The sequence below is a fragment of the Mycobacterium terramassiliense genome (genome assembly GCF_900157385.1).
Classification (GTDB): domain Bacteria; phylum Actinomycetota; class Actinomycetes; order Mycobacteriales; family Mycobacteriaceae; genus Mycobacterium; species Mycobacterium terramassiliense.
The window spans coordinates 274,493-294,587 of sequence record NZ_LT717699.1; the positions used below are offsets into that span (position 1 = coordinate 274,493).

Below are 20,095 nucleotides of genomic sequence, written 5' to 3' on the forward strand. Positions count from 1 at the left end.
TATCGGCGTCGACCCGCCGCGCCCGGCTTCGCCGCGCTTGCGATCGCCGCTAAGCTGGCCGCGTGCCGATCCCGACCCCCTACGAGGACCTGCTGCGCCTGGTGCTCGAGCGGGGCGCGGCGAAATCCGACCGCACCGGCACCGGAACCCGCAGCCTGTTCGGGCAGCAGTTGCGCTACGACCTGGCGGCCGGATTCCCCTTGCTGACCACCAAGAAGGTGCACCTGAAGTCGGTGGTCTACGAGTTGCTCTGGTTTTTGCGCGGCGACTCCAACGTCGCGTGGCTGCACGAGCACGGCGTGACCATCTGGGACGAATGGGCCAGCGACACAGGCGATCTGGGGCCGATCTACGGCGTGCAATGGCGGTCCTGGCCGACCCCGTCCGGTGAGCACGTCGACCAGATCAGCGCCGCGCTGGAGCTGCTGCGCACCGACCCGAACTCGCGACGCATCATCGTGTCGGCATGGAACGTCGGCGACATCCCGCAGATGGCGCTGCCGCCGTGCCACGCGTTCTTCCAGTTCTATGTGGCCGACGGCCGGCTGAGCTGCCAGCTCTACCAGCGCAGCGCCGACCTGTTCCTCGGCGTGCCGTTCAACATCGCCAGCTACGCGCTGCTCACCCACATGATGGCCGCCCAGGCCGGTCTGTCGGTCGGCGAGTTCGTCTGGACGGGCGGCGACTGCCACATCTACGACAATCACGTCGAGCAGGTCCGGACCCAACTCGGTCGCGAGCCGCGACCCTACCCGGAACTCGTTCTGGCGCATCGGGATTCGATCTTCGACTACACCTATGAGGATGTGGTCGTGAAGAACTACGACCCGCACCCGGCGATCAAAGCCCCCGTCGCTGTATGACGTCCCTGGGTCTGGTGTGGGCTCAGTCGACGTCCGGCGTGATCGGGCGCGGCGGCGACATCCCGTGGCGGGTGCCCGAAGACCTGGCCCGTTTCAAGCAGGTGACCATGGGGCACACGGTGGTGATGGGCCGGCGCACCTGGGAGTCGTTGCCGGCCCGGGTCCGGCCGCTGCCCGGCCGCCGAAACGTCGTCGTGACCCGGCAGGCCGACTACCGAGCCGACGGGGCGCAGACGGTCGGATCGCTCGAGGCCGCGCTGACGGAGGCCGAGACGTGGGTGATCGGCGGTGCCCAGATCTACGCGCTGGCGCTGCCGCTGGCCACCCGGTGCGAGGTCACCGAGGTCGACATCGACCTGGCGCGCGACGACGAGGACGCGCTGGCCCCGGCGCTCGACGAGTCGTGGCTGGGTGAGGTGGGGGAGTGGCAGGTCAGCCGGACGGGGCTGCGGTACAGGTTCCACAGCTACCGCCGGGCCTGACCGCCCGCGCCGGCGCCCGTGACATACTCGGACGCGGGGTCGGTATCGCCGGGATTTTTGACCAGACGTTGCCAGGAGGGGGAATTGGCAGTGATAACCGAACCCGCAAAGACGTTCACGCGCATGTTCAGGGGCTACGACCCCGGCGCTGTGGACGCGCACATCGAGATGTTGGCCACCAAGCAGCAGCTGCTGCGCGACGACGTCGAGAGCCTGCGGGCGCGGCTGCGGGAATCCGGCGACGAGGCGGCCGCCCTGCGCAAGGAGATCGCCGTCCTCACGGAGACCTCGACCTCGCCCCACGCGGTGCAAAAGCGGATGGCGACGATGCTGCGGCGCGCGGTCGACGAGGCCGCCGAGATGCAGGCCGAGGCGCGGGCCGAGGCGGAGGCGCTGATCGCGGCCGCCGAGGCCGAGGCGCAGGCCGCCCAGCGGCGGCGCGACGAGGTGCTGGCCGACATGGCCGAGCAGCACAAGGCCATGCAAGCCGAATATGCGGAGGCCAAGGAGAAGCTCGAGGCCGAACTGGCCGGCATGCGCGCCGACGCCCAACGGGCGCGTGAGCAGCTCCTCGGCGACGCGAAGCAGGAGGCCGATCACTATCGCGACAAGGCCCGGCGCGCGGTGGACGAGGCGAGTCAGCAACGCATCAGGATCCTCGAACAGCTGATGGGCGTCTACCGCGAGCTGGAGCCGGTCCCGGCCGCTCTCGAATCGGCGTACGAAGAACGAAACAATCCGCCGGAGGCGGGCTCCCTGGTGTCGGCGGACGGGAAAGTCGGCACGGGTTGAGCCCGGTCGCGCCGCCGCTGAGGACGGCCGAAAAGCCGGTATTCTCGGCGGGGGTCGCCCCGCACCCCCAGGCTGACCGCCGCGCAAGCCCGGCGGATAGCCGTTGCGGCCCAAGGATTTAGCGGGCCCCGCCCCGCCGGCCCGATCACCCGCGCGCACCTGAAGCGGCTCATATCGAGAATACAAGTGCTGCAGCTGGATTCGGTCTCGGTAGCGGTGCGTGCCCACTACGCGCCGGTGTTCAGCCGGCTCGGCCCGTATGACCGCGACGTTGTGGACCGCGCCGCCTGGGGGCCGCGCTCGGCGCGGCTGCTGGCCGAGTACTGGGCGCACGAGGCCGCGCTGATGGCAGTCGACGATTGGCCGCTGCTGCGCTGGCGGATGCGCCAATACGCCCACGGCCGCTGGGGCACGCACATCGTCAAGGCCAACCCCAAGCTCGCCGAGCGCATCGTCGCCGCCGTCGCGGAACTCGGGCCCAGCACCGCCGGGCAGATCGAGGAGCACCTGGCCGCCGAGCCCCGGCGCAAGAGGGGCACCTGGTGGACGCGCAGCGACACCAAGTGGGTCGCCGAGGCGCTGTTCGCCTCCGGCGTGCTCACCACGGCTACCCGGGTGGGCTTCGCACGCCACTACGACCTGGTGGAACGGGTGCTGCCCGCGAGCGTGCTGGCCCGCGAGGTCGACGACGACGAGGCCGTCCGCGAGCTCACGCTGCGGGCCGCCAGCGCGCTGGGGGTGGGCACCGAGGCCGACATCCGCGACTACTTCCGGCTGTCGGCCGGCCAGGTCAAGCCCGCGATCGCCGACCTGCTGTCCGTCGGTGAGATCGAGCGGGCCGACGTCGACGGCTGGTCCGCGCCGGCGTACCTGCGGGCGGGCCGGACGGTGCCGCGCGCCGACCGGGGCACCGCGCTGCTGTGCCCGTTCGACCCGTTGATCTTCTTCCGGCCCCGGGTCGAGCGGCTCTTCGGCTTCCACTACCGCATCGAGATCTACACGCCGGCCGCCAAGCGCCGGTACGGCTACTACGTGTGGCCGCTGCTGATGGACGGGCGGCTGGTGGCGCGCGTCGACCTCAAGGCCGACCGGGCCGGCAACACGCTGCGCGTGCTGGGAGCGTTCGGCGAGGGTGATAGTGCGCGACCGCGGGTGGTGGCGGCGCTGGCCGGCGAACTGCGCTCCATGGCGTCGTGGCTGGGCCTGGGCGGGTTCAGCGTCTCGACCCGGGGCGATCTGGCCGCCGAGCTGCGGGCGGCCGGCTGATGCGGGCAACGGACAAAGAGCTCAAGGACACGCTCTGGAAGGCGGCCAACAAGCTGCGCGGCTCCCTGCCGGCCGGCCAGTACAAGGACGCCGTCCTCGGGCTGGTCTTCCTGCAGTATGCCCGCGATTCGCTCTGGAAGTCCTTGGCGCACAACGCCGAATCGCCGAACATCGGCCGGCTCGTCGACGACGCGATGGAGGCCACCGCGCTGCCGCGGCTGTACGAAGGCCTCGACCCGCGCCGCCTCGGCGACTTGGTGCGCCTGCTCGACGGCGCGCGGTTCGGCGTGCACAGCGGCGGGCGCGCGCGGGACCTGATGGGCGAGGTGTACGAGTACTTCCTGGGCAACTTCGCCCGGGCCGAGGGCCGCCGCGGCGGCGAGTTCTTCACCCCGCCCAGCGTGGTGCGGGTGCTCGTCGAGGTCCTCGAACCGTCGAGCGGGCGGGTGTACGACCCGTGTTGCGGGTCGGGCGGAATGTTCGTGCAGACCGAGCGGTTCATCGCCGCGCACGACGGCGATCGCGCGACCGTCACGATCTTCGGGCAGGAAAGCGTCGAGCAGACCTGGCGGATGGCGAAGATGAACCTCGCCGTGCACGGCATCGACGACACCGGGCTCGGCGCCCGGTGGGGCGACACGTTCGTCGACGACCTGCACGATGGCGTGCAGATGGACTACGTGATGGCCAATCCGCCCTTCAACATCAAGGATTGGGCCCGCGACGAAAGGGACCCGCGCTGGCGCTTCGGGGTTCCGCCCGCCACCAACGCCAACTACGCCTGGATCCAACACATCCTGGCCAAGCTGGCGCCCGGCGGCAAGGCCGGTGTGGTGATGGCCAACGGCTCGATGTCGTCGAACACCCTCGGGGAGGGCGACATTCGGGCCGGAATCGTCGAGGCGGACCTGGTGTCGTGCATGGTGGCGCTGCCCGGGCAGCTGTTCCGCAGCACCGGCATCCCGGTGTGCGTGTGGTTTTTCGCCCGGGACAAGGCCGCGCGGGCCGGCCAGGTGCTGTTCATCGACGCCCGCGGGCTGGGCCACCTGACGGCTCGGGCGGAGCGCGTCCTGTCCGGCGACGAGGTGCTCCGCATCGGCGACACCTACCACGCGTGGTGCGGATCGCGGTCGGCCCTCGCCAAAGGCTTGACGTACCAGGATGTTCCGGGATTCTGCCGATCGGCGTCGCTGGACGACATCAGGGGCGCGGGCTACGCCCTGACGCCCGGACGCTATGTCGGCCCGCCCGCCGCGGCCCACGACGGGGAGCCCGTCGACCAGAAGATCGCCCGGCTGACCGGCGACCTGCTGGCGGCGCTGGACGAATCCGCGCGATTGGACGCCCTGGTACGCGAGCAGGTGGGTCGCCTGCGGTGAGGGTCAGGCTGGGCGACCACCTCGAATTCAGCAACGGATCCAGCCCGCCGCGACGGGCGCCCGACGGGTGCTTCCGCGTCTACGGCGCCAACGGAACGATCGGCTATGCGGCACAACACAACGCGGCCGGGCCGCTGATCGTCCTGGGCCGGGTCGGATCGTATTGCGGCAGCCTGCGGTATTGCGACGCCGAGGTCTGGGTCACCGACAACGCGCTGGTATGCCGGGCCAAGGACCCCCGGGACATGCGGTACTGGTACTACGCGCTGCACACCTGCGCGCTGGGCGAGCACCGCGCCGGATCGGGCCAGCCGCTGCTCAACCAGCGGATCCTGCGCGACGTCTCGATCTCGACCGTGGCGGCGCCGCACCGCCGCCGGATCGCCCGGGTGCTCGGCGCCGTCGACGACAAGATCGCCGCCAACGAGCGCGTGATCTCCGCCGCCGAACAGTTGATGGTGGCCATCGCGGAGTCGGTGCCCGACCACGTGCCGTTGTCGTGCCTGGCCGAGCGGTCGACGGCGCTTGTCGGCCCGGCCGGGTTCGACGACGTCGTCGCCCACTTCAGCCTCCCGGCGTTCGACGACGGCGCGAAACCCGCGCTCGTCGCCGCCGAAACGGTGAAAAGCGGCAAGTTTCTCCTGTCGCGGCCGTGCGTCTTGGTCGCGAAGCTCAACCCCAGGATCCCGCGCATCTGGAACGTGCCGGCCCTGCCGCCCCAAATGGCCTTGGCCAGCACTGAATTCGTGGTGCTGAGGCCGGTCGATGTGGACACGTCGGCGCTGTGGTCGGCGGTGGCGCAACCCGCCGTGACCGAGACGCTGCGGCGGCGCGTCGCCGGGACCTCGGGCAGCCACCAGCGGATTCAGCCGCGCGACCTGCTCGAGGTTCGGGTCCGCGACGTCCGGCGGCTGGCGCCCGCCGCGTCGCGGACGATCACCGGGCTGGGCGCGCTGTGCCACGCCCGCCGCGCCGAATGCGCGCGGCTGTCCGCCTTCCGCGACGCGATGCTGCCGCCGCTGATATCGGGTGAGGTTGTGGTGGGGCCGTCGCGTTAAGGTGAGCGCCGTGGCCGAGACCGCGCCGCTGCGCGTGCAACTGATCGCCAAGACGGAGTTCCTGGCGCCGCCGGACGTGCCCTGGAGCACCGACGCGCCCGATGTCAGCGGCGGGTCCGCGCTGGTCGAGTTCGCCGGCCGGGCCTGTTATCAGAGCTGGTCGAAGCCCAACCCCAAGACGGCGACCAACGCCGGCTACATCCGCCACATCATCGACGTCGGGCACTTTTCGGTGCTCGAGCACGCCAGCGTGTCGTTCTACATCACCGGCATCTCGCGATCGTGCACCCACGAGCTGATCCGGCACCGGCACTTCTCCTACTCGCAGCTGTCGCAACGCTATGTGCCGGAGGGCGACTCGCTTGTCGTCGTGCCACCCGGGATGGACGACGACCCCGAACTGCAGCGGATCCTCACCGCCGCCGCCGACGCCAGCCGGGCCACGTACGCCGAGCTGCTGGCCAAGCTGGAGGCCAAGTTCGCAACGGGCGAGCCCGGCGAAAAAACGGGGGTGTTGCGGCGCAAGCAGGCGCGCCAGGCCGCCCGGGCCGTGCTGCCCAACGCCACCGAAACCCGCATCGTGGTGACCGGGAACTACCGGGCGTGGCGGCACTTCATCGCGATGCGCGCCAGCGAGCACGCCGACGTCGAAATCCGGCGCCTGGCCGTCGAGTGCCTGCGCCAGCTCGTCGGCGTGGCCCCCGCCGTGTTCGCCGACTTCGAGGTTTCCACGCTGGCCGACGGGACCGAGGTCGCCACCAGTCCTTTGGCCACCGAAGCCTGAGGCGGCGGAGCCCGCGCGGCTGCTCAATGCGTTTTGCGCCGCCAGGTAACCTAAAGACCGTGAGCACCGTCGGATTCGACGCCCCCGCGCGGCTGGGAACCCTGCTGACCGCGATGGTGACGCCCTTCGCCGCCGATGGGTCCCTGGACACCGCCGCGGCGGCGCAGCTGGCAAACCGCCTGGTGGAAGCGGGGTGCGACGGCCTGGTGGTCTCCGGGACCACCGGCGAGTCGCCGACCACCACCGACGACGAGAAGCTCGAGCTGCTGCGGGCCGTGCTGGAGGCGGTGGGCGATCGGGCCCGCGTCATCGCCGGCGCCGGCACGTATGACACCGCCCACAGCGTCCGGCTGGCCAAGGCCTGCGCGGCCGAGGGCGCCCACGGCCTACTGGTCGTCACGCCGTACTACTCCAAGCCGCCGCAGGCCGGCCTCGTCGCGCACTTCACCGCGGTCGCCGACGCGACCGACCTGCCGGTGCTGCTCTACGACATCCCGCCGCGCTCGGTGATACCGATCGAGACCGAGACCATCCACGCGCTGGCCGGCCACCCGAACATCGTCGGCATCAAGGACGCCAAGGCCGACCTGCACAGCGGCGGCCAGATCATGGCCGAGACCGGCCTGGCCTACTACTCCGGCGACGACGCGCTGAACCTGCCATGGCTGGCGATGGGTGCCACCGGCTTCATCAGCGTGATCGCCCACGTGGCCGCGGGACAGCTACGGGAACTGTTGTCCGCCTTCGGTTCCGGGGACATCGCCACCGCCCGCAAGATCAACGTCTCCCTCGCCCCGCTGTGCAACGCGATGGGCCGCCTGGGCGGGGTGACGATGTCGAAGGCGGGTCTGCGCCTGCAGGGCTTCGACGCGGGCGACCCCCGGCTGCCGCAAATGCCGGCGACGCCGGAGCAGAGCGAGGCGCTGGCCGCCGACATGCGCGCGGCCTCGGTGCTCCGGTGAGCCAAACGGTGGCCGCGAAGTGGATGTAGACCTCGCCCCACCGGGTCCGCTGACCCCGGGCGGTCTGCGTGTCACCGCGCTGGGCGGCATCAACGAAATCGGCCGCAACATGACGGTTTTCGAGCACCTGGGCCGCCTGCTGATCATCGACTGCGGGGTGATGTTCCCCACCCACGACGAGCCGGGCGTCGACTTGATCCTGCCGGACCTGCGCCACATCGAGGACCGGCTCGAGGACATCGAGGCGCTGGTGCTCACGCACGCGCACGAGGACCACATCGGCGCCATCCCGTTTTTGCTCCGGCTGCGCCCCGACATCCCGGTCGTCGGTTCGAAGTTCACCCTGGCGCTGGTCGCCGCCAAATGCCGCGAGCACCGCATCAAGCCGGTCTTCGTGCAGGTCGCCGAGGGCCAGCGCAGCACGCACGGGGTGTTCGAGTGCCAGTACTTCGCCGTCAACCACTCCATCCCCGACGCGCTGGCCATCGCGGTCCACACGGGCGCCGGAACCGTGCTGCACACCGGCGACATCAAGCTCGACCAGCTGCCGCCGGACGGCCGGCCCACCGACCTGCCCGGCATGTCCCGGCTGGGCGACGCGGGCGTGGACCTGTTTTTGTGTGACTCGACCAATTCCGAGATCCCCGGCGTCGGGCCGTCGGAAAGCGAGGTGGGCCCGACGCTGCACCGGCTGATCCGCGGCGCCGACGGCCGCGTCATCGTGGCGTGCTTCGCCTCCAACGTGGACCGGGTGCAGCAGATCATCGATGCCGCAGTGGCATTGGGCCGGCGGGTGTCGTTCGTCGGGCGATCCATGGTGCGCAACATGGGCATCGCGCGGGAGCTGGGATTTTTGCGGGTGGACGATTCCGACCTCATCGACATCTCCGCCGCCGAGATGATGGCGCCCGAGCGGGTGGTGCTGATCACCACCGGCACCCAGGGCGAGCCGATGTCGGCGCTGTCGCGGATGTCGCGCGGCGAGCACCGCAGCATCACGCTCACCAATGAGGACCTGGTGATCCTGTCGTCGTCGCTGATTCCCGGCAACGAGGAGGCGGTGTACGGGGTCATCGACTCGCTGGCCAAGATCGGGGCCCGCGTCGTCACCAACCAGCAAGTGCGCGTGCACGTTTCCGGTCACGCCTACGCCGGCGAGCTGCTGTTCCTCTACAACGGCGTGCGGCCGCGCAACGTGATGCCGGTACACGGCACCTGGCGCATGCTGCGCGCCAACGCGAAGCTGGCGGCGCGCGCCGGGGTGCCCGAGGAATCGATCCTGCTGGCCGAGAACGGCGTCAGCGTCGACCTCGTCGCGGGCCACGCCTCCATCGCCGGGGCGGTGCCGGTCGGCAAGATGTTCGTCGACGGGCTGATCACCGGCGACGTCGGCGACATCACCCTGGGCGAGCGGCTCATCCTGTCGTCGGGTTTCGTCGCCGTGACCGTGGTGATCAAGCGCGGCACCGGCCGTCCCGCCGCGGCGCCGCAGCTGTTTTCGCGCGGGTTCTCCGAGGACCCCAAGGCGCTGGAGCCCGCGGTGCGCAAGGTCGAGGCCGAGCTCGAGGCGCTGGCCGCCGACGACGTGACCGATCCCGTCCGGATCGCCCAGGGGGTGCGCCGCACGGTCGGCAAGTGGGTCGGCGAGACCTACCGCCGCCAGCCGATGATCGTGCCGACGGTCATCGAGGTCTAGCGGCGATCGCGAGCGCCCGCGAGATATAAACCGCTGCGACGCTTTTCGGCGTGTCGTCGCAATCGTTTATGTGTCGCGTACTACAGCGCCCTAGGTCTTTTCCGCGTAGGCCGACCATTCCAGCGCCGACGCCGCGAGTTTGCGGCCGGTGGGCGCCACGTAGCGCCGGACGAGTTCGTCGGGGCCGGCCTGCTCCACGAGGCGCCAGCCGTACTCGGCGATGAACTCGGCGACCTCGTCGGGCTGCAGGCCGAAATGCCACAGTTGGTGGCGCTGGCGGACATTGCGGTACAGCGTGCGCGTGCCGTACCGATTCGTCCCGTCGATGAAATCCCGGCGGACGTAGGTGAACACCAGTCGGCTGCCCGGGGCGGCCGCGCGCAAGCCGTCGAGGGTGCGGCGGACACCGCCCTCGGTGAGGTATTGGGTCACGCCTTCGCAGATGAAAAAGGCCCGGTAATCGGTGCGATAGCCGTGCTCGGCCAGCGAGGTGAGCAGGTCGTCGCGCTCGAAGTCCAACGGCACCAACCGAACCGACATCGGCAGGCCGCCCAGCACCCGACGGACGGTCCTCGCCTTGCGGGCGATGTTGAGCGGCAGGTCCACCTCGAAGACCGGGAGGCGGACCCGCCGCGTCAAGAGGTACGGGCGGGTGTCGAAGCCGGCGCCCAGGATGACGACCGCCTTGATGTCGGGCAGCGCCTCCTCGAGCTTGTCGGCGATGAACCGCTTGCGGCAGGCGAGGTTGGCCCACAGCCCGGGACCGGTGTATTCCGACCCGCGGACCATCAGGCGGCGAGCCGGCGCCCAGCGCGTCGCGGCGACCAGCCAGCGCAGGGGGCGCGGCAGGAACAGTTCGGCGAGGTCGTCGTCCACCAGGCGGCGCCCGGGCGGCTCGTTGCGCTCGACCGCCGCCAACACCATCGGGCCGAAGGCGGTCTGCGCGGCGGGATTTCGGGCCATCCGCCGCTACTTGTTCAAGAAGCCGGCGTCGACCGGCAACGTCACACCGGTGATATAGCGGGCCTGGTCGGACACCAGCCAGGCCACCGCGTTGGCGATGTCCTCGGCCTGCAGCACCTCCACCGGCATGGCGTTGCCCATGGCCCCCGGCGTGTCGGTCGCGGCGGCCATCTTCGCCAGCCACTCCCGGGTGAACTCGTTGTTGATCATGGGCGTTTCGACACCGGAAGGATGGATGGAGTTGACCCGGATATATTCTCGCGCAAGAAGATTCGCGTATACCCGCATCAACCCCACCACACCGTGCTTGGCGGCGGCATACCCGACCGAACCGGCGTCCGGGCTGCCGACGCCGGCCAGCCCCGCGCTCGAACTGATCAGCACGATCGAGCCCCCGGTGCCCTGCTTGACCATGGTCGGGATCGCGACCTTGATGGTGTTGTAGACGCCGGTGAGGTTGACGTCGATCACGTCGCGCCAGCCGTCGTCGCCGGACTGCATGGGGGCGATCCCGGCGTTGGCCACCACGATGTCGAGCCGGCCGAACTCGTCCAGGCCCGCCCGCAGCGCGGTGGACAGCGACGCCCGGTCGCGGACGTCGCCCTGGGCGGCCACGATGCGCGCGCCGGTGTCCTCGACGAGTTTGACGGTGGCCGCGAGGTCGTCCGCGGTGGCCAGGGGATAGGGCACGCTGGCGATCTGCTCGCACAGGTCGACCGCGATCACGTTCGCGCCGTCGGCGGCCAGCCGCACCGCGTGCGCCCGGCCCTGGCCGCGCGCGGCGCCCGTGATGAGCGCGACTTTGCCTTCCAGCGGGCGGCCGGTCACCGGCGCAGCTGCCCCTTGTCCGGGTCGCCCGCGGGCACCGGCTGCAGCATCTTGATGTCCGGTGCGCCCGCGAGGTGCTCGCCGGCCGCCGTGAACAGCTTGGTGATGGCCGGCGCGGTGCTGTGCGTCTTGAGCGCCTCGTCGTCGGCCCACTGCTCGACGAACACGAACGTCTCGCCGCTTTGGTGCAGCGAATACAGCTGGCAGCCCGGCTCGTCGTGCACTTCCGAAACCGCGGTGGTCAGGATGTCGCGGACGGTGTCCACCGATTCGGGTTTGACGGTCATGGTGGCGACGACGACGACGGGCATGCTGGTGCCTCCTGGGCGGTTGAGGGGTGGGTGACGGCGTGACTGCCATCACCATTCGTCACCCTACTCACGGCCGTCCCGGCGCATCCCGCCCCGGGCGGTCGTTACCAGTGTGGCGGGTGGTGTTGATGAGGTATTTGCGACTACCCTTGCCCTCATGCCCAGTAAGACCGCAGCCCGCTCCGGTAACCGAACGAGCAGGTCAAAGGCCGCATCGCGGGCCGGCGGGGCCCGTAAGCCGCGCCCCGCGCCCCGCCGGAAGGCGAGCAGGCCCGCCAAACGCCGCAACTCCTCGCTGCTGGTCGCCACCGGGCTGACCTGCGGCCGGGCCGTGCGCGCCACCTGGCTGTTGGCGGCGCGGGGCGCCGGGGGGGCGGCCCGGTCCATCGGGCGGGCCCACGACATCGATCCCGGGCACCGCCGCGACGGGATCGCGCTGGTTCTGCTCGGCGTTTCTGTCGTGGTCGCGGCCAGCTCGTGGTTCGACGCCGCCCGGCCGATCGGCGCGTGGGTCGACACGCTGCTGCGGACCTTCATCGGCTCGGGCGTCCTGGCGCTGCCCGTCGTCGCCGCGGCGGTGGCGGTGACGCTGATGCGGACCGAGCCCAACCCCGAGGCGCGGCCGCGGCTGATCCTGGGCGGCACCCTGATCGGCCTCTCGGCGCTGGGCCTGCGGCACCTGTGGTCGGGTTCGCCGGAGGACCCCGAATTGCGCCGTCGCGCAGCGGGATTCATCGGCTTCGCCATCGGCGGTCCGTTGTCGGACGGGTTGACGCCCTGGATCGCCGCGCCGCTGTTGTTCATCGGCTTCATGTTCGGCCTGCTGTTGCTGACCGGGACCACGATCCGCGAGGTGCCCGACGTCGTCCGCGGCCTGGTCGGCGGCCGGCTGGTCGTCGACGACGACGTCGCCTACGACTACGCCGACGAGTTCGACGACGGGTTCGACCGGGACCGGCCGCGCGACGACTTCTCCGACGGCTACTACGACGAGTCCCCGGAACCGGAGCCGCAGGCGTGGCCGTCGGCGGCCCCCGCCCAGGCCGGCCCCGGCGACCCGATCGCGGACGACACCCCCACCATCCCGGAGCCCGGGCGCAGCCGCCGTCGCCCCAAAAAGCAGGACACCCGGATCGTGGACCGCGTCGTCGAGGGTCCCTACACGTTGCCGTCGCTGAGCCTGCTGGTGGCCGGCGACCCCCCGAAAAAGCGCAGCGCCGCCAACAACGTCATGGCCGACGCCATCACCGAGGTGCTCAACCAGTTCAAGGTCGACGCCGCCGTCACCGGCTGCACCCGCGGGCCCACGGTGACCCGCTACGAGGTCGAGCTGGGGCCCGGCGTCAAGGTGGAGAAGATCACCGCCCTGCAGAAGAACATCGCCTACGCGGTGGCCACCGAGAGCGTCCGGATGCTGGCCCCCATCCCCGGCAAGTCCGCCGTGGGCATCGAGGTGCCCAACACCGACCGGGAAATGGTGCGGCTGGCCGACGTGCTCACCGCGCCCTCGACCCGCCGCGACCACCACCCGCTGGTGATCGGGCTGGGCAAGGACATCGAGGGCGACTTCATCTCGGCCAACCTGGCCAAGATGCCGCACCTGCTGGTCGCCGGCTCCACCGGATCGGGGAAGTCGAGCTTCGTCAACTCCATGCTGGTCTCGTTGCTGGCCCGGGCCACCCCGGAGGAGGTCAGGATGATCCTGATCGACCCGAAGATGGTGGAACTGACGCCCTATGAAGGCATTCCGCACCTGATCACCCCGATCATCACCCAGCCGAAGAAGGCGGCCGCCGCGCTGGCGTGGCTGGTCGAGGAGATGGAGCAGCGCTACCAGGACATGCAGGCCTCGCGGGTGCGCCACATCGACGACTTCAACGAGAAGGTGCGCTCCGGTGCCATCACGGCGCCGCTGGGCAGCCAGCGCGAGTACCGGCCCTACCCGTATGTGGTGGCGATCGTCGACGAGCTGGCCGACCTGATGATGACCGCGCCGCGCGACGTCGAGGACGCGATCGTGCGGATCACGCAGAAGGCCCGCGCCGCGGGCATCCACCTGGTGCTGGCCACCCAGCGCCCGTCGGTGGACGTGGTCACCGGGCTGATCAAGACCAACGTGCCGTCGCGGCTGGCGTTCGCCACCTCGTCGCTCACCGACAGCCGGGTCATCCTGGACCAGGCCGGCGCGGAGAAGCTGATCGGGATGGGTGACGCGCTGTTCCTGCCGATGGGCGCCAGCAAGACGGTCCGGCTGCAGGGCGCCTACATCACCGACGAGGAGATCCACGCCGTCGTCAGCGCCTGCAAGGACCAGGCCGAGCCCGAATACACCGAGGGCGTCACGACCGCCAAGCCGACGGGCGAACGCACCGACGTCGACCCGGACATCGGCGACGACATGGACGTGTTCCTGCAGGCGGTCGAGCTGGTGGTGTCCAGCCAGTTCGGCTCGACCTCGATGCTGCAGCGCAAGCTGCGCGTCGGCTTCGCCAAGGCCGGCCGGCTGATGGACCTGATGGAGACCCGCGGCATCGTCGGGCCGTCGGAGGGATCCAAGGCGCGCGACGTGCTGGTCAAGCCCGACGAGCTGGCCGCGACGCTGGCCGCGATCCGGGGCCTGGACGGCGGGTCCGACGGCGGCGACGGCGATTAGCGCCGAACGTGCACTCAGGGCGAGATTTCGGCGAGTTTTTCGCCATCAGAACACGTTCGGCGGGCGGTGAGCGCTACAGCACCAGCAGCATCCTCGAGTTGCCCAGGATGTTGGGCTTGACGTAGCTCAGGTCCAGGAACTCGGCGACACCGATGTCGTAGGAACGGCACATCTCCTCGTACACCTCGGCGGTGACGGGCGTGCCCTCGATCTCGGTGAACCCGTGCTTGCCGAAGAACTCGGTCTCGAAGGTCAGCACGAACAACCGCTCCAGCTGCAGCTCGCGGGCGACCTCGAGCAGCCGGTCGACGATCGCGTGGCCGATCCCGTGCCCCGTCATCGCCGGGTCGACGGCCACGGTGCGCACCTCGCCGAGGTCCGCCCACAACACGTGCAGCGCCCCGCACCCGACCACCCTGCCCTCATGCTCGGCCACCCAGAACTCCTGGACGGCCTCGTAGAGCGTGACGAGGTTCTTCTCCAGCAGGATGCGTCCGGAGTAGGTGTCGACGAGTTGTTTGATCGCGGGGACGTCGGACGTCCGCGCGCGCCGGACCACCGGCCGGGGGCCCCGTGAGCTTTGGGTCACGGGTAACAGTATCGGCAACGCGGAGAGGGGCGCTGGTCAACCGCTATTCTTATGCCGTGTCGGGGCAGCCGCAAACACCGCCGATGGCAGGCCGCGCCCGCATCGCCAACCTCGCCAACGTCCTGACCCTGCTGCGCCTGGTGTTGGTCCCCGTTTTCCTCATCGCACTGTTCACCGCCGACGGGCACCAAATCGTCGGCCGGATAGTCGCTTTCGCGATCTTCGCCGTCGCCTGCATCACCGACCGGTTCGACGGCCTGCTGGCCCGCAACTACGGGATGGCGACCGAATTCGGCGCGTTTGTCGATCCGATCGCCGACAAGACCCTGATCGGCTCGGCGCTGATCGGGCTGTCGATGCTGGGGGACCTGCCGTGGTGGGTCACGGCGGTGATCATGACCCGTGAGGTGGCGGTGACGCTGCTGCGGCTGGCGGTGATACGCCGCGGCGTCATCCCGGCGAGCTGGGGCGGCAAGCTCAAGACCGTCGTCCAGGCGCTGGCGATCGGCTTGTTCGTCCTGCCGCTGTCGGGGCCTTTCCGGGTGGTGGCGGCCGCCGTCATGGGCATCGCGATCGTGCTGACGGTGGTGACCGGCGTGGACTACGTGGTGTCCACGGCCAGGGCGGTTCGTCAGCCGACCGGTTGAACGGGAACCAACCCGGAGCCGCCGGCGTTGGCCCTAATGAGTGCCTGCTGAACTTGGGGTTGTTACGTGCTGGGCAGGGCTGACTGGACGAAGGAGAGCGGGATGGCGCCATTGATGCGCGAGGTCATCGGCGATGTGTTGCGCCGGGCCCGGACGTCACAGGGACGCACGCTGCGCGAGGTCTCGGATTCGGCGCGGGTGAGCCTCGGGTACCTGTCCGAGGTTGAGCGCGGCCGCAAGGAGCCCTCCAGCGAGCTGCTCAACGCGATCTGCGACGCGCTGGAGGTGCCGCTGTCGGCGGTTCTGACCGGCGCCGGGGAGCGGATGGCGACCGAGGAGAGCGCGGCGTACGGCGCGCCGGTCGCCGGGTCGAGCGGTCCCACCATCGACGCCAGCACGAAGGTCGTCATCCCGCCGGTGGCGTCGCTGGCCGTGGCCTAATCCTTCCTGGTCCTTCCCTGCTCGCGCCGTTCCGGCGCCAGGGGTGGGGCGATCGGCCCCGACCCGATAAATTGAGCGGCAGGGCGCCTGTCCGGCATACGAGAAGCGAAGGTGGAGCTGACTGATGGCCAATCCGTTCGTCAAAGCGTGGAAATACCTGATGGCGCTGTTCAACGCCAAGATTGACGAGCACGCCGACCCGAAGGTGCAGATCCAGCAGGCCATCGAGGAAGCGCAGCGCCAGCACCAGGCGCTGACCCAGCAGGCCGCCCAGGTGATCGGCAACCAGCGCCAACTGGAGATGCGGCTCAACCGCCAGCTCGCCGACATCGAGAAGCTGCAGGTCAACGTCCGTCAGGCGCTGACGCTGGCCGACCAGGCCACCGGCGCCGGGGACGCCGCGAAGGCCGCCGAGTACAACAACGCCGCCGAGGCGTTCGCGGCCCAGCTGGTGACCGCCGAGCAGAGCGTCGAAGACCTCAAGGCCCTGCACGACCAGGCGCTGTCCGCCGCGGCCCAGGCCAAGAAGGCCGTCGAACAGAACTCGATGGTGCTGCAGCAGAAGATTTCCGAGCGCACCAAGCTGCTCAGCCAGCTCGAGCAGGCGAAGATGCAGGAGCAGGTCAGCGCGTCGCTGCGGTCGATGAGCGAGATCGCCGCCCCGGGCACCACCCCGAGCCTCGACGAGGTCCGCGAGAAGATCGAACGCCGCTACGCCAACGCGATCGGTTCCGCGGAGCTCGCGCAGGGGTCCGTGCAGGGCCGCATGCTCGAGGTCGAGCAGGCCGGCGTCCAGATGGCCGGCCATTCCCGCCTGGAGCAGATCCGCGCGTCGATGCGCGGCGAGGCGCTGCCGGCGGGCGGGGCGGCCGCCGCTCCCGGCGCGGCCCCGGCTACACCCGCGCCCGCCGAGACCACCGGTGGCCCGGTCACCGAAAAGCCCCTTGGCCAGTAGCGCCGCGGGGGGCCTGCGATGTCGGTGAAAGCGACCCAACACCGGCCGTGGCGCGCCTTGGTGCAGCGTGGGTTGGACACCGTCGCCGACGTTTCCGACCTGGTGGCCCGAAAGATCAGCGCCGCCGCGGACCCGCGGGCGCGGCAGTTGCGCCGCCAGCGGCGCGCGCTGCGGTGGGGCCTGATCTGCGCGGCCGGCTGCGTGTTTTGGATCGCGGTGACGGGCCTGCTGGCGGCATGGGGCTGGTTCGCGCTGCTGCTGCAGGTAACCGGCGCCATCGCGGTCGTGCTGGCGATTCCCGCGACGCTGCTGCTCCTTCGCTACCGCTGGCTGCGGTCCGAGCCGTTGCCGGCGCAGCGGGCCACGAGCACCCGTCGGCTGCCGCCACCCGGTTCGGCCGCCCGGCCCACGATGTACGCGCTCGGTGCCTCCGAACGCGGATTCTTCTCGTTGTTGGGCGTGATCGAGCGCGGCGCCATGTTGCCGGCCGACGAAATCCGTGACCTGAGCGCCGCGGCCGCCAAGACCTCGGCGGCGATGGCGGCCACCGCCGCCGAGGTGGTGTCGATGGAGCGCGCTGCGCAGTACGCCGAGTCGTCGCGGGCGCACCTGGTGCCCACCATCAACGCGTTCACCGCGCAGCTGAGCGCCGGTGTGCGCCAGTACAACGAAATGGTCACCGCCGCAGCGCAATTGGTGTCCTCGGCGAACGGCAACGGGGCCGGCCCGGTGCAGCAGCGCTACCGCGACGAGCTGGTCGGCGCGACCGATCGGCTGATGGGTTGGGCGCGGGCGTTCGACGAGCTGGGCGGATTGCCCCGGCGCTAGAACCGCTAGAACGAAGCCTTCAGCGAGGGCACGACCAGCCCCGCCAGGCCGCGCAGGGTCGCCTTGAGCATGTCGAAGAAGTCAAAGTAATCCCGCCACAGCGTGATTCGCCCGTCGTGCACCTCGAACACCCCGCACACCCAGAACTGCAGCCGCAGCGGGCCGACGATCAGCGCGTCGGTGCGTTCGGTGAGCACCGCGGCGCCGTCGGCGGCGATGCGGTGGATCTTCACCTCGAAGGCCCCGCGGCCCTCCATCCTGCGGAACAGCTTGATCGCCCGCGCGCGCCCGTGGATCGTCGGCAGCCCGACGTTCTGGTAAACCAGGTTGTCGTCCAGCGCCGCCCCGGCGGCATCCAGGTCCGAATCTTGAAGCGCATTCAGGAAACCTTCGACCGTGCGGGTGTTTGAAACGCCTGTGTCAGTGAGCTCGGTCATGGTGCCAGCGTAGGCGAGTGCGGCGGTTCGGCCGTGTGGCAGGGTAGGGCCGATGCGCGTCGCCGTGGTAGCCGGGCCGGATCCCGGGCATTCGTTCCCGGCGATCGCGCTGTGCCAACGGTTCGGCGAGGCGGGCGACGAGCCCACGTTGTTCACGGGCCCGGAGTGGGTCGGCGCGGCGCGCGCCGCCGGCATCGACGCCGTCGAGCTGGACGGGCTGACGGCCACCGACGAGGACGTCGACGCCGGCGCCCGGATCCACCGGCGCGCGGCGCGCATGGCGGTGCTCAACGTCCCGGCGCTGCGCGACCTGGCGCCCGACCTGGTGGTCTGCGACGTCATCACCGCGGGCGGCGGAATGGCCGCCGAGTTGTTGGGCATCCCGTGGATCGAGCTCAATCCCCATCCGCTGTACCTGCCGTCGAAGGGGTTGCCGCCGATCGGCAGCGGGCTGGCGCCCGGCACCGGCTTCCGCGGCCGGCTGCGCGACGCCGCGATGCGCGCGCTGACGGCGCGGTCCTGGCGCGCCGGCATCAAGCAGCGCGCCGCCGCCCGGCTCGAGATCGGGCTGCCCGCCGTCGATCCGGGGCCGCTGCGACGGCTGATCGCCACGCTGCCCGCCCTCGAGGTGCCGCGGCCGGACTGGCCGGAGGAGGCCGTCGTGGTGGGGCCCCTGCACTTCGAGCCGACCGATCGGGTGCTGGACATCCCGCCCGGCCACGGGCCGGTGGTGGTGGTCGCGCCGTCCACCGCGCTGACCGGGACCGCCGGGCTGGCCGAGGTCGCCCTGGACTGCCTGACGCCGGGGGACACGCTGCCGGCCGGGTCACGCCTGGTCGTGTCGCGCCTGCGCGGCGCGGACCTGACGGTGCCGCCCTGGGCGGTGGTCGGGCTGGGGCGCCAGTCGGAGCTGTTGACGCACGCCGACGTGGTGATCTGCGGCGGCGGGCACGGCATGGTGGCCAAGGCGCTGCTGTCCGGGGTGCCGCTGGTGGTCGTTCCCGGCGGCGGGGACCAGTGGGAGATGGCCAATCGGGTGGTGCGCCAGGGCAGTGGGCGGCTGATCCGGCCGCTGACCGCCGACGCGCTGGTGGCCGCGGTGGGCGACGTGCTGTCAGCGCCCGGCTATCGGCGGGCCGCGCAGCGAGCGGCCGCCGGCATCGCCGAGGTCGCCGACCCGGTGCGGGTGTGCCACCAAGCGCTGGCGCTTGCCGGCTGAGCCGGCTGGGTATGTTGGCTGACGTGCGGCTGACGGAGTTCAACGAACGGGTCGTCTTGCGCTTTGGCGCCACCTATGGCCCGTCGGTGCTGGAAGATCACGTGCTGACCAGCTTCGACGGTCGCACCGCCGCGCAGGCGATCGACGACGGCGTCGAGCCCCGCGACGTCTGGCGCGCGCTGTGCCTCGACTTCGACGTGCCGCGCGACCAGTGGTGAGCCCGCCTCAACGCCGGTGGGACCGCCGGTCCCGCCGGAACACGCAGTCGCCGCACACGGACCGCCCAGGCACGCGGTAGAACAGGCAGCAGCTGTGCCGCCGGAACGCGAGATGCGGGCCGGTGACCACGCCGGAGCCGGCCAGCACGCCGCTGTCCAGCAATGACTCCGTCATCGCGACGATCGCGGGCCTCAGGTCCGGGCGCGCGACGAGCAGTGCCCGGGCCGCGCCGACGAGCGCCGATGCGATGTTGCCGGCCAGCAGGGCGGGCGCCAGCTTGACCCGCAGCCCCGCGGCGAAGGGGTTCATGTGCTGTTTGACCACGACGCGGTACAGCAACTTCGCCGACGGCGGGTCGGCCGCCCGCCCGAGGGGTTCGGGCATCCGCAGCTGCGCCCCGTCGTCGGCGCGCTGCAGGTCGTTGAGGTCCGGAACGACGCCGTGGCCCAGTGCGCACGCGAGCACCGGCGACCACAACCGGGTGGCGTGGCCGAGGTGCACCAGCGAGGCGCCGATCCGCAGGTCCGACGTGTGATACCGCCGGGCGGTGGTGTCGATCAAATCGGTGAAGCCGTCGGTGTAGGCCTGCTTGACCGGATGCCAACCCGCCGGTTCGCCACCTACCGTGAGCGCGAAAAAGCCTTTGTAGGAAGATATTTCGGCAAGCTCAGCCGAGATGTCCATGCGCAACCAACCCTCTCTGGGGAAATCCGCCCCAGTTCT

General features: G+C 70.6%; 22 protein-coding genes. 16 read left to right on the forward strand and 6 right to left on the reverse strand.

What is annotated here, in order from left to right:
- The first annotated feature begins 62 nt into the window (after positions 1 to 62).
- The 9 genes from MTAB308_RS05475 to MTAB308_RS05515 all read left to right on the forward strand — a co-directional run bounded on the left by MTAB308_RS05475 (position 63) and on the right by MTAB308_RS05515 (position 9,282).
- Positions 63 to 863, forward strand: a complete 801-nt coding sequence (locus MTAB308_RS05475; RefSeq protein WP_077098509.1) for a thymidylate synthase — start codon at positions 63 to 65, stop codon at positions 861 to 863.
- Positions 860 to 1,345 carry a dihydrofolate reductase gene (locus MTAB308_RS05480; RefSeq protein ID WP_077098510.1) on the forward strand — a complete coding sequence of 162 codons (486 nt, stop codon included), beginning with the start codon at positions 860 to 862 and terminating at the stop codon, positions 1,343 to 1,345. The genes MTAB308_RS05475 and MTAB308_RS05480 overlap by 4 nt, the downstream gene beginning before the upstream one ends.
- Positions 1,346 to 1,435: 90 nt before the next feature.
- On the forward strand, positions 1,436 to 2,137 hold the full coding sequence (locus MTAB308_RS05485) for a cell division protein DivIVA (protein ID WP_077098511.1): 702 nt from the start codon (positions 1,436 to 1,438) through the stop codon (positions 2,135 to 2,137).
- 72 nt (positions 2,138 to 2,209) lie between these two features.
- Positions 2,210 to 3,403, forward strand: coding sequence for a winged helix-turn-helix domain-containing protein (locus MTAB308_RS05490; RefSeq protein ID WP_077098512.1), 1,194 nt, complete (start codon positions 2,210 to 2,212; stop codon positions 3,401 to 3,403).
- On the forward strand, positions 3,403 to 4,782 hold the full coding sequence (locus MTAB308_RS05495; protein WP_077098513.1) for a type I restriction-modification system subunit M: 1,380 nt from the start codon (positions 3,403 to 3,405) through the stop codon (positions 4,780 to 4,782). The genes MTAB308_RS05490 and MTAB308_RS05495 overlap by 1 nt, the downstream gene beginning before the upstream one ends.
- Entirely contained in the window at positions 4,779 to 5,840 is a 1,062-nt protein-coding gene (locus MTAB308_RS05500; RefSeq protein WP_077098514.1) for a restriction endonuclease subunit S, read from the forward strand. The genes MTAB308_RS05495 and MTAB308_RS05500 overlap by 4 nt, the downstream gene beginning before the upstream one ends.
- Before the next feature lie 10 nt (positions 5,841 to 5,850).
- Positions 5,851 to 6,624, forward strand: a complete 774-nt coding sequence (thyX, locus tag MTAB308_RS05505) for an FAD-dependent thymidylate synthase (protein WP_077098930.1) — start codon at positions 5,851 to 5,853, stop codon at positions 6,622 to 6,624.
- A 59-nt stretch (positions 6,625 to 6,683) separates the two neighbouring features.
- Positions 6,684 to 7,586: a 4-hydroxy-tetrahydrodipicolinate synthase gene (gene dapA, locus MTAB308_RS05510; RefSeq protein ID WP_077098515.1), complete on the forward strand. Its 903-nt coding sequence runs from the start codon at positions 6,684 to 6,686 to the stop codon at positions 7,584 to 7,586.
- Between the two features lie 19 nt (positions 7,587 to 7,605).
- A complete protein-coding gene (locus MTAB308_RS05515) occupies positions 7,606 to 9,282 on the forward strand; it encodes a ribonuclease J (protein ID WP_077098516.1) in 1,677 nt (558 codons plus the stop codon).
- Positions 9,283 to 9,372: 90 nt separating this feature from the next.
- Here the strand turns inward: MTAB308_RS05515 and MTAB308_RS05520 are convergent, their stop codons facing one another.
- The 3 genes from MTAB308_RS05520 to MTAB308_RS05530 are packed head-to-tail and all read right to left on the reverse strand — an operon-like array spanning position 9,373 to position 11,384.
- A complete protein-coding gene (locus MTAB308_RS05520; RefSeq protein ID WP_077098517.1) occupies positions 9,373 to 10,245 on the reverse strand; it encodes an SAM-dependent methyltransferase in 873 nt (290 codons plus the stop codon).
- 6 nt (positions 10,246 to 10,251) lie between these two features.
- Positions 10,252 to 11,073: a mycofactocin-coupled SDR family oxidoreductase gene (locus tag MTAB308_RS05525; protein ID WP_077098518.1), complete on the reverse strand. Its 822-nt coding sequence runs from the start codon at positions 11,071 to 11,073 to the stop codon at positions 10,252 to 10,254.
- Positions 11,070 to 11,384, reverse strand: coding sequence for a putative quinol monooxygenase (locus MTAB308_RS05530; protein WP_077098519.1), 315 nt, complete (start codon positions 11,382 to 11,384; stop codon positions 11,070 to 11,072). The genes MTAB308_RS05525 and MTAB308_RS05530 overlap by 4 nt, the downstream gene beginning before the upstream one ends.
- Positions 11,385 to 11,541: 157 nt before the next feature.
- Between MTAB308_RS05530 and MTAB308_RS05535 the strand changes: the two genes are divergently transcribed.
- Positions 11,542 to 14,037 carry a DNA translocase FtsK gene (locus MTAB308_RS05535; RefSeq protein ID WP_077098520.1) on the forward strand — a complete coding sequence of 832 codons (2,496 nt, stop codon included), beginning with the start codon at positions 11,542 to 11,544 and terminating at the stop codon, positions 14,035 to 14,037.
- 73 nt (positions 14,038 to 14,110) lie between these two features.
- On the opposite strand, the gene MTAB308_RS05540 is transcribed toward MTAB308_RS05535, so the two are convergent.
- The gene (locus tag MTAB308_RS05540; RefSeq protein ID WP_108637204.1) at positions 14,111 to 14,626 is read right to left on the reverse strand and encodes an amino-acid N-acetyltransferase; all 516 of its coding nucleotides are present in this window, start codon (positions 14,624 to 14,626) and stop codon (positions 14,111 to 14,113) included.
- An 83-nt stretch (positions 14,627 to 14,709) separates the two neighbouring features.
- Here MTAB308_RS05540 and pgsA point away from each other — a divergent pair, with 83 nt between their 5' ends.
- The 4 genes from pgsA (at position 14,710) to pspM (ending at position 17,497) form a co-directional block, all read left to right on the forward strand.
- Positions 14,710 to 15,273, forward strand: a complete 564-nt coding sequence (gene pgsA / locus MTAB308_RS05545) for a CDP-diacylglycerol--glycerol-3-phosphate 3-phosphatidyltransferase (RefSeq protein WP_077098522.1) — start codon at positions 14,710 to 14,712, stop codon at positions 15,271 to 15,273.
- 102 nt (positions 15,274 to 15,375) lie between these two features.
- Positions 15,376 to 15,714: a transcriptional regulator ClgR gene (gene clgR, locus MTAB308_RS05550; RefSeq protein ID WP_077098523.1), complete on the forward strand. Its 339-nt coding sequence runs from the start codon at positions 15,376 to 15,378 to the stop codon at positions 15,712 to 15,714.
- Positions 15,715 to 15,838: 124 nt separating this feature from the next.
- The gene (pspA, locus tag MTAB308_RS05555) at positions 15,839 to 16,669 is read left to right on the forward strand and encodes a phage shock protein PspA (RefSeq protein WP_077098524.1); all 831 of its coding nucleotides are present in this window, start codon (positions 15,839 to 15,841) and stop codon (positions 16,667 to 16,669) included.
- Positions 16,670 to 16,687: 18 nt separating this feature from the next.
- Entirely contained in the window at positions 16,688 to 17,497 is an 810-nt protein-coding gene (gene pspM, locus MTAB308_RS05560) for a phage shock envelope stress response protein PspM (protein WP_077098525.1), read from the forward strand.
- 5 nt (positions 17,498 to 17,502) lie between these two features.
- On the opposite strand, the gene MTAB308_RS05565 is transcribed toward pspM, so the two are convergent.
- The gene (locus MTAB308_RS05565) at positions 17,503 to 17,934 is read right to left on the reverse strand and encodes a limonene-1,2-epoxide hydrolase (protein WP_077098526.1); all 432 of its coding nucleotides are present in this window, start codon (positions 17,932 to 17,934) and stop codon (positions 17,503 to 17,505) included.
- A 52-nt stretch (positions 17,935 to 17,986) separates the two neighbouring features.
- Here MTAB308_RS05565 and MTAB308_RS05570 point away from each other — a divergent pair, with 52 nt between their 5' ends.
- The gene (locus MTAB308_RS05570; protein ID WP_077098527.1) at positions 17,987 to 19,153 is read left to right on the forward strand and encodes a glycosyltransferase; all 1,167 of its coding nucleotides are present in this window, start codon (positions 17,987 to 17,989) and stop codon (positions 19,151 to 19,153) included.
- A 23-nt stretch (positions 19,154 to 19,176) separates the two neighbouring features.
- Positions 19,177 to 19,371: a DUF3046 domain-containing protein gene (locus MTAB308_RS05575; protein ID WP_425436189.1), complete on the forward strand. Its 195-nt coding sequence runs from the start codon at positions 19,177 to 19,179 to the stop codon at positions 19,369 to 19,371.
- A 7-nt stretch (positions 19,372 to 19,378) separates the two neighbouring features.
- Here the strand turns inward: MTAB308_RS05575 and MTAB308_RS05580 are convergent, their stop codons facing one another.
- A complete protein-coding gene (locus MTAB308_RS05580) occupies positions 19,379 to 20,056 on the reverse strand; it encodes a (2Fe-2S)-binding protein (RefSeq protein ID WP_077098529.1) in 678 nt (225 codons plus the stop codon).
- Positions 20,057 to 20,095: the final 39 nt, after the last annotated feature.

Coding starts and splice junctions, on each gene's coding strand:
- MTAB308_RS05570 (WP_077098527.1), top strand. CDS start 17,987: ATGCGCGTCGCCGTGGTAGCCGGGCCGGATCCCGGGCATTCGTTCCCG.
- MTAB308_RS05535 (WP_077098520.1), top strand. CDS start 11,542: ATGCCCAGTAAGACCGCAGCCCGCTCCGGTAACCGAACGAGCAGGTCA.
- MTAB308_RS05530 (WP_077098519.1), bottom strand. CDS start 11,384: ATGCCCGTCGTCGTCGTCGCCACCATGACCGTCAAACCCGAATCGGTG.
- MTAB308_RS05565 (WP_077098526.1), bottom strand. CDS start 17,934: ATGACCGAGCTCACTGACACAGGCGTTTCAAACACCCGCACGGTCGAA.
- MTAB308_RS05520 (WP_077098517.1), bottom strand. CDS start 10,245: ATGGCCCGAAATCCCGCCGCGCAGACCGCCTTCGGCCCGATGGTGTTG.
- MTAB308_RS05480 (WP_077098510.1), top strand. CDS start 860: ATGACGTCCCTGGGTCTGGTGTGGGCTCAGTCGACGTCCGGCGTGATC.
- clgR (WP_077098523.1), top strand. CDS start 15,376: ATGGCGCCATTGATGCGCGAGGTCATCGGCGATGTGTTGCGCCGGGCC.
- MTAB308_RS05580 (WP_077098529.1), bottom strand. CDS start 20,056: ATGGACATCTCGGCTGAGCTTGCCGAAATATCTTCCTACAAAGGCTTT.
- pspM (WP_077098525.1), top strand. CDS start 16,688: ATGTCGGTGAAAGCGACCCAACACCGGCCGTGGCGCGCCTTGGTGCAG.
- pspA (WP_077098524.1), top strand. CDS start 15,839: ATGGCCAATCCGTTCGTCAAAGCGTGGAAATACCTGATGGCGCTGTTC.
- pgsA (WP_077098522.1), top strand. CDS start 14,710: ATGGCAGGCCGCGCCCGCATCGCCAACCTCGCCAACGTCCTGACCCTG.
- MTAB308_RS05495 (WP_077098513.1), top strand. CDS start 3,403: ATGCGGGCAACGGACAAAGAGCTCAAGGACACGCTCTGGAAGGCGGCC.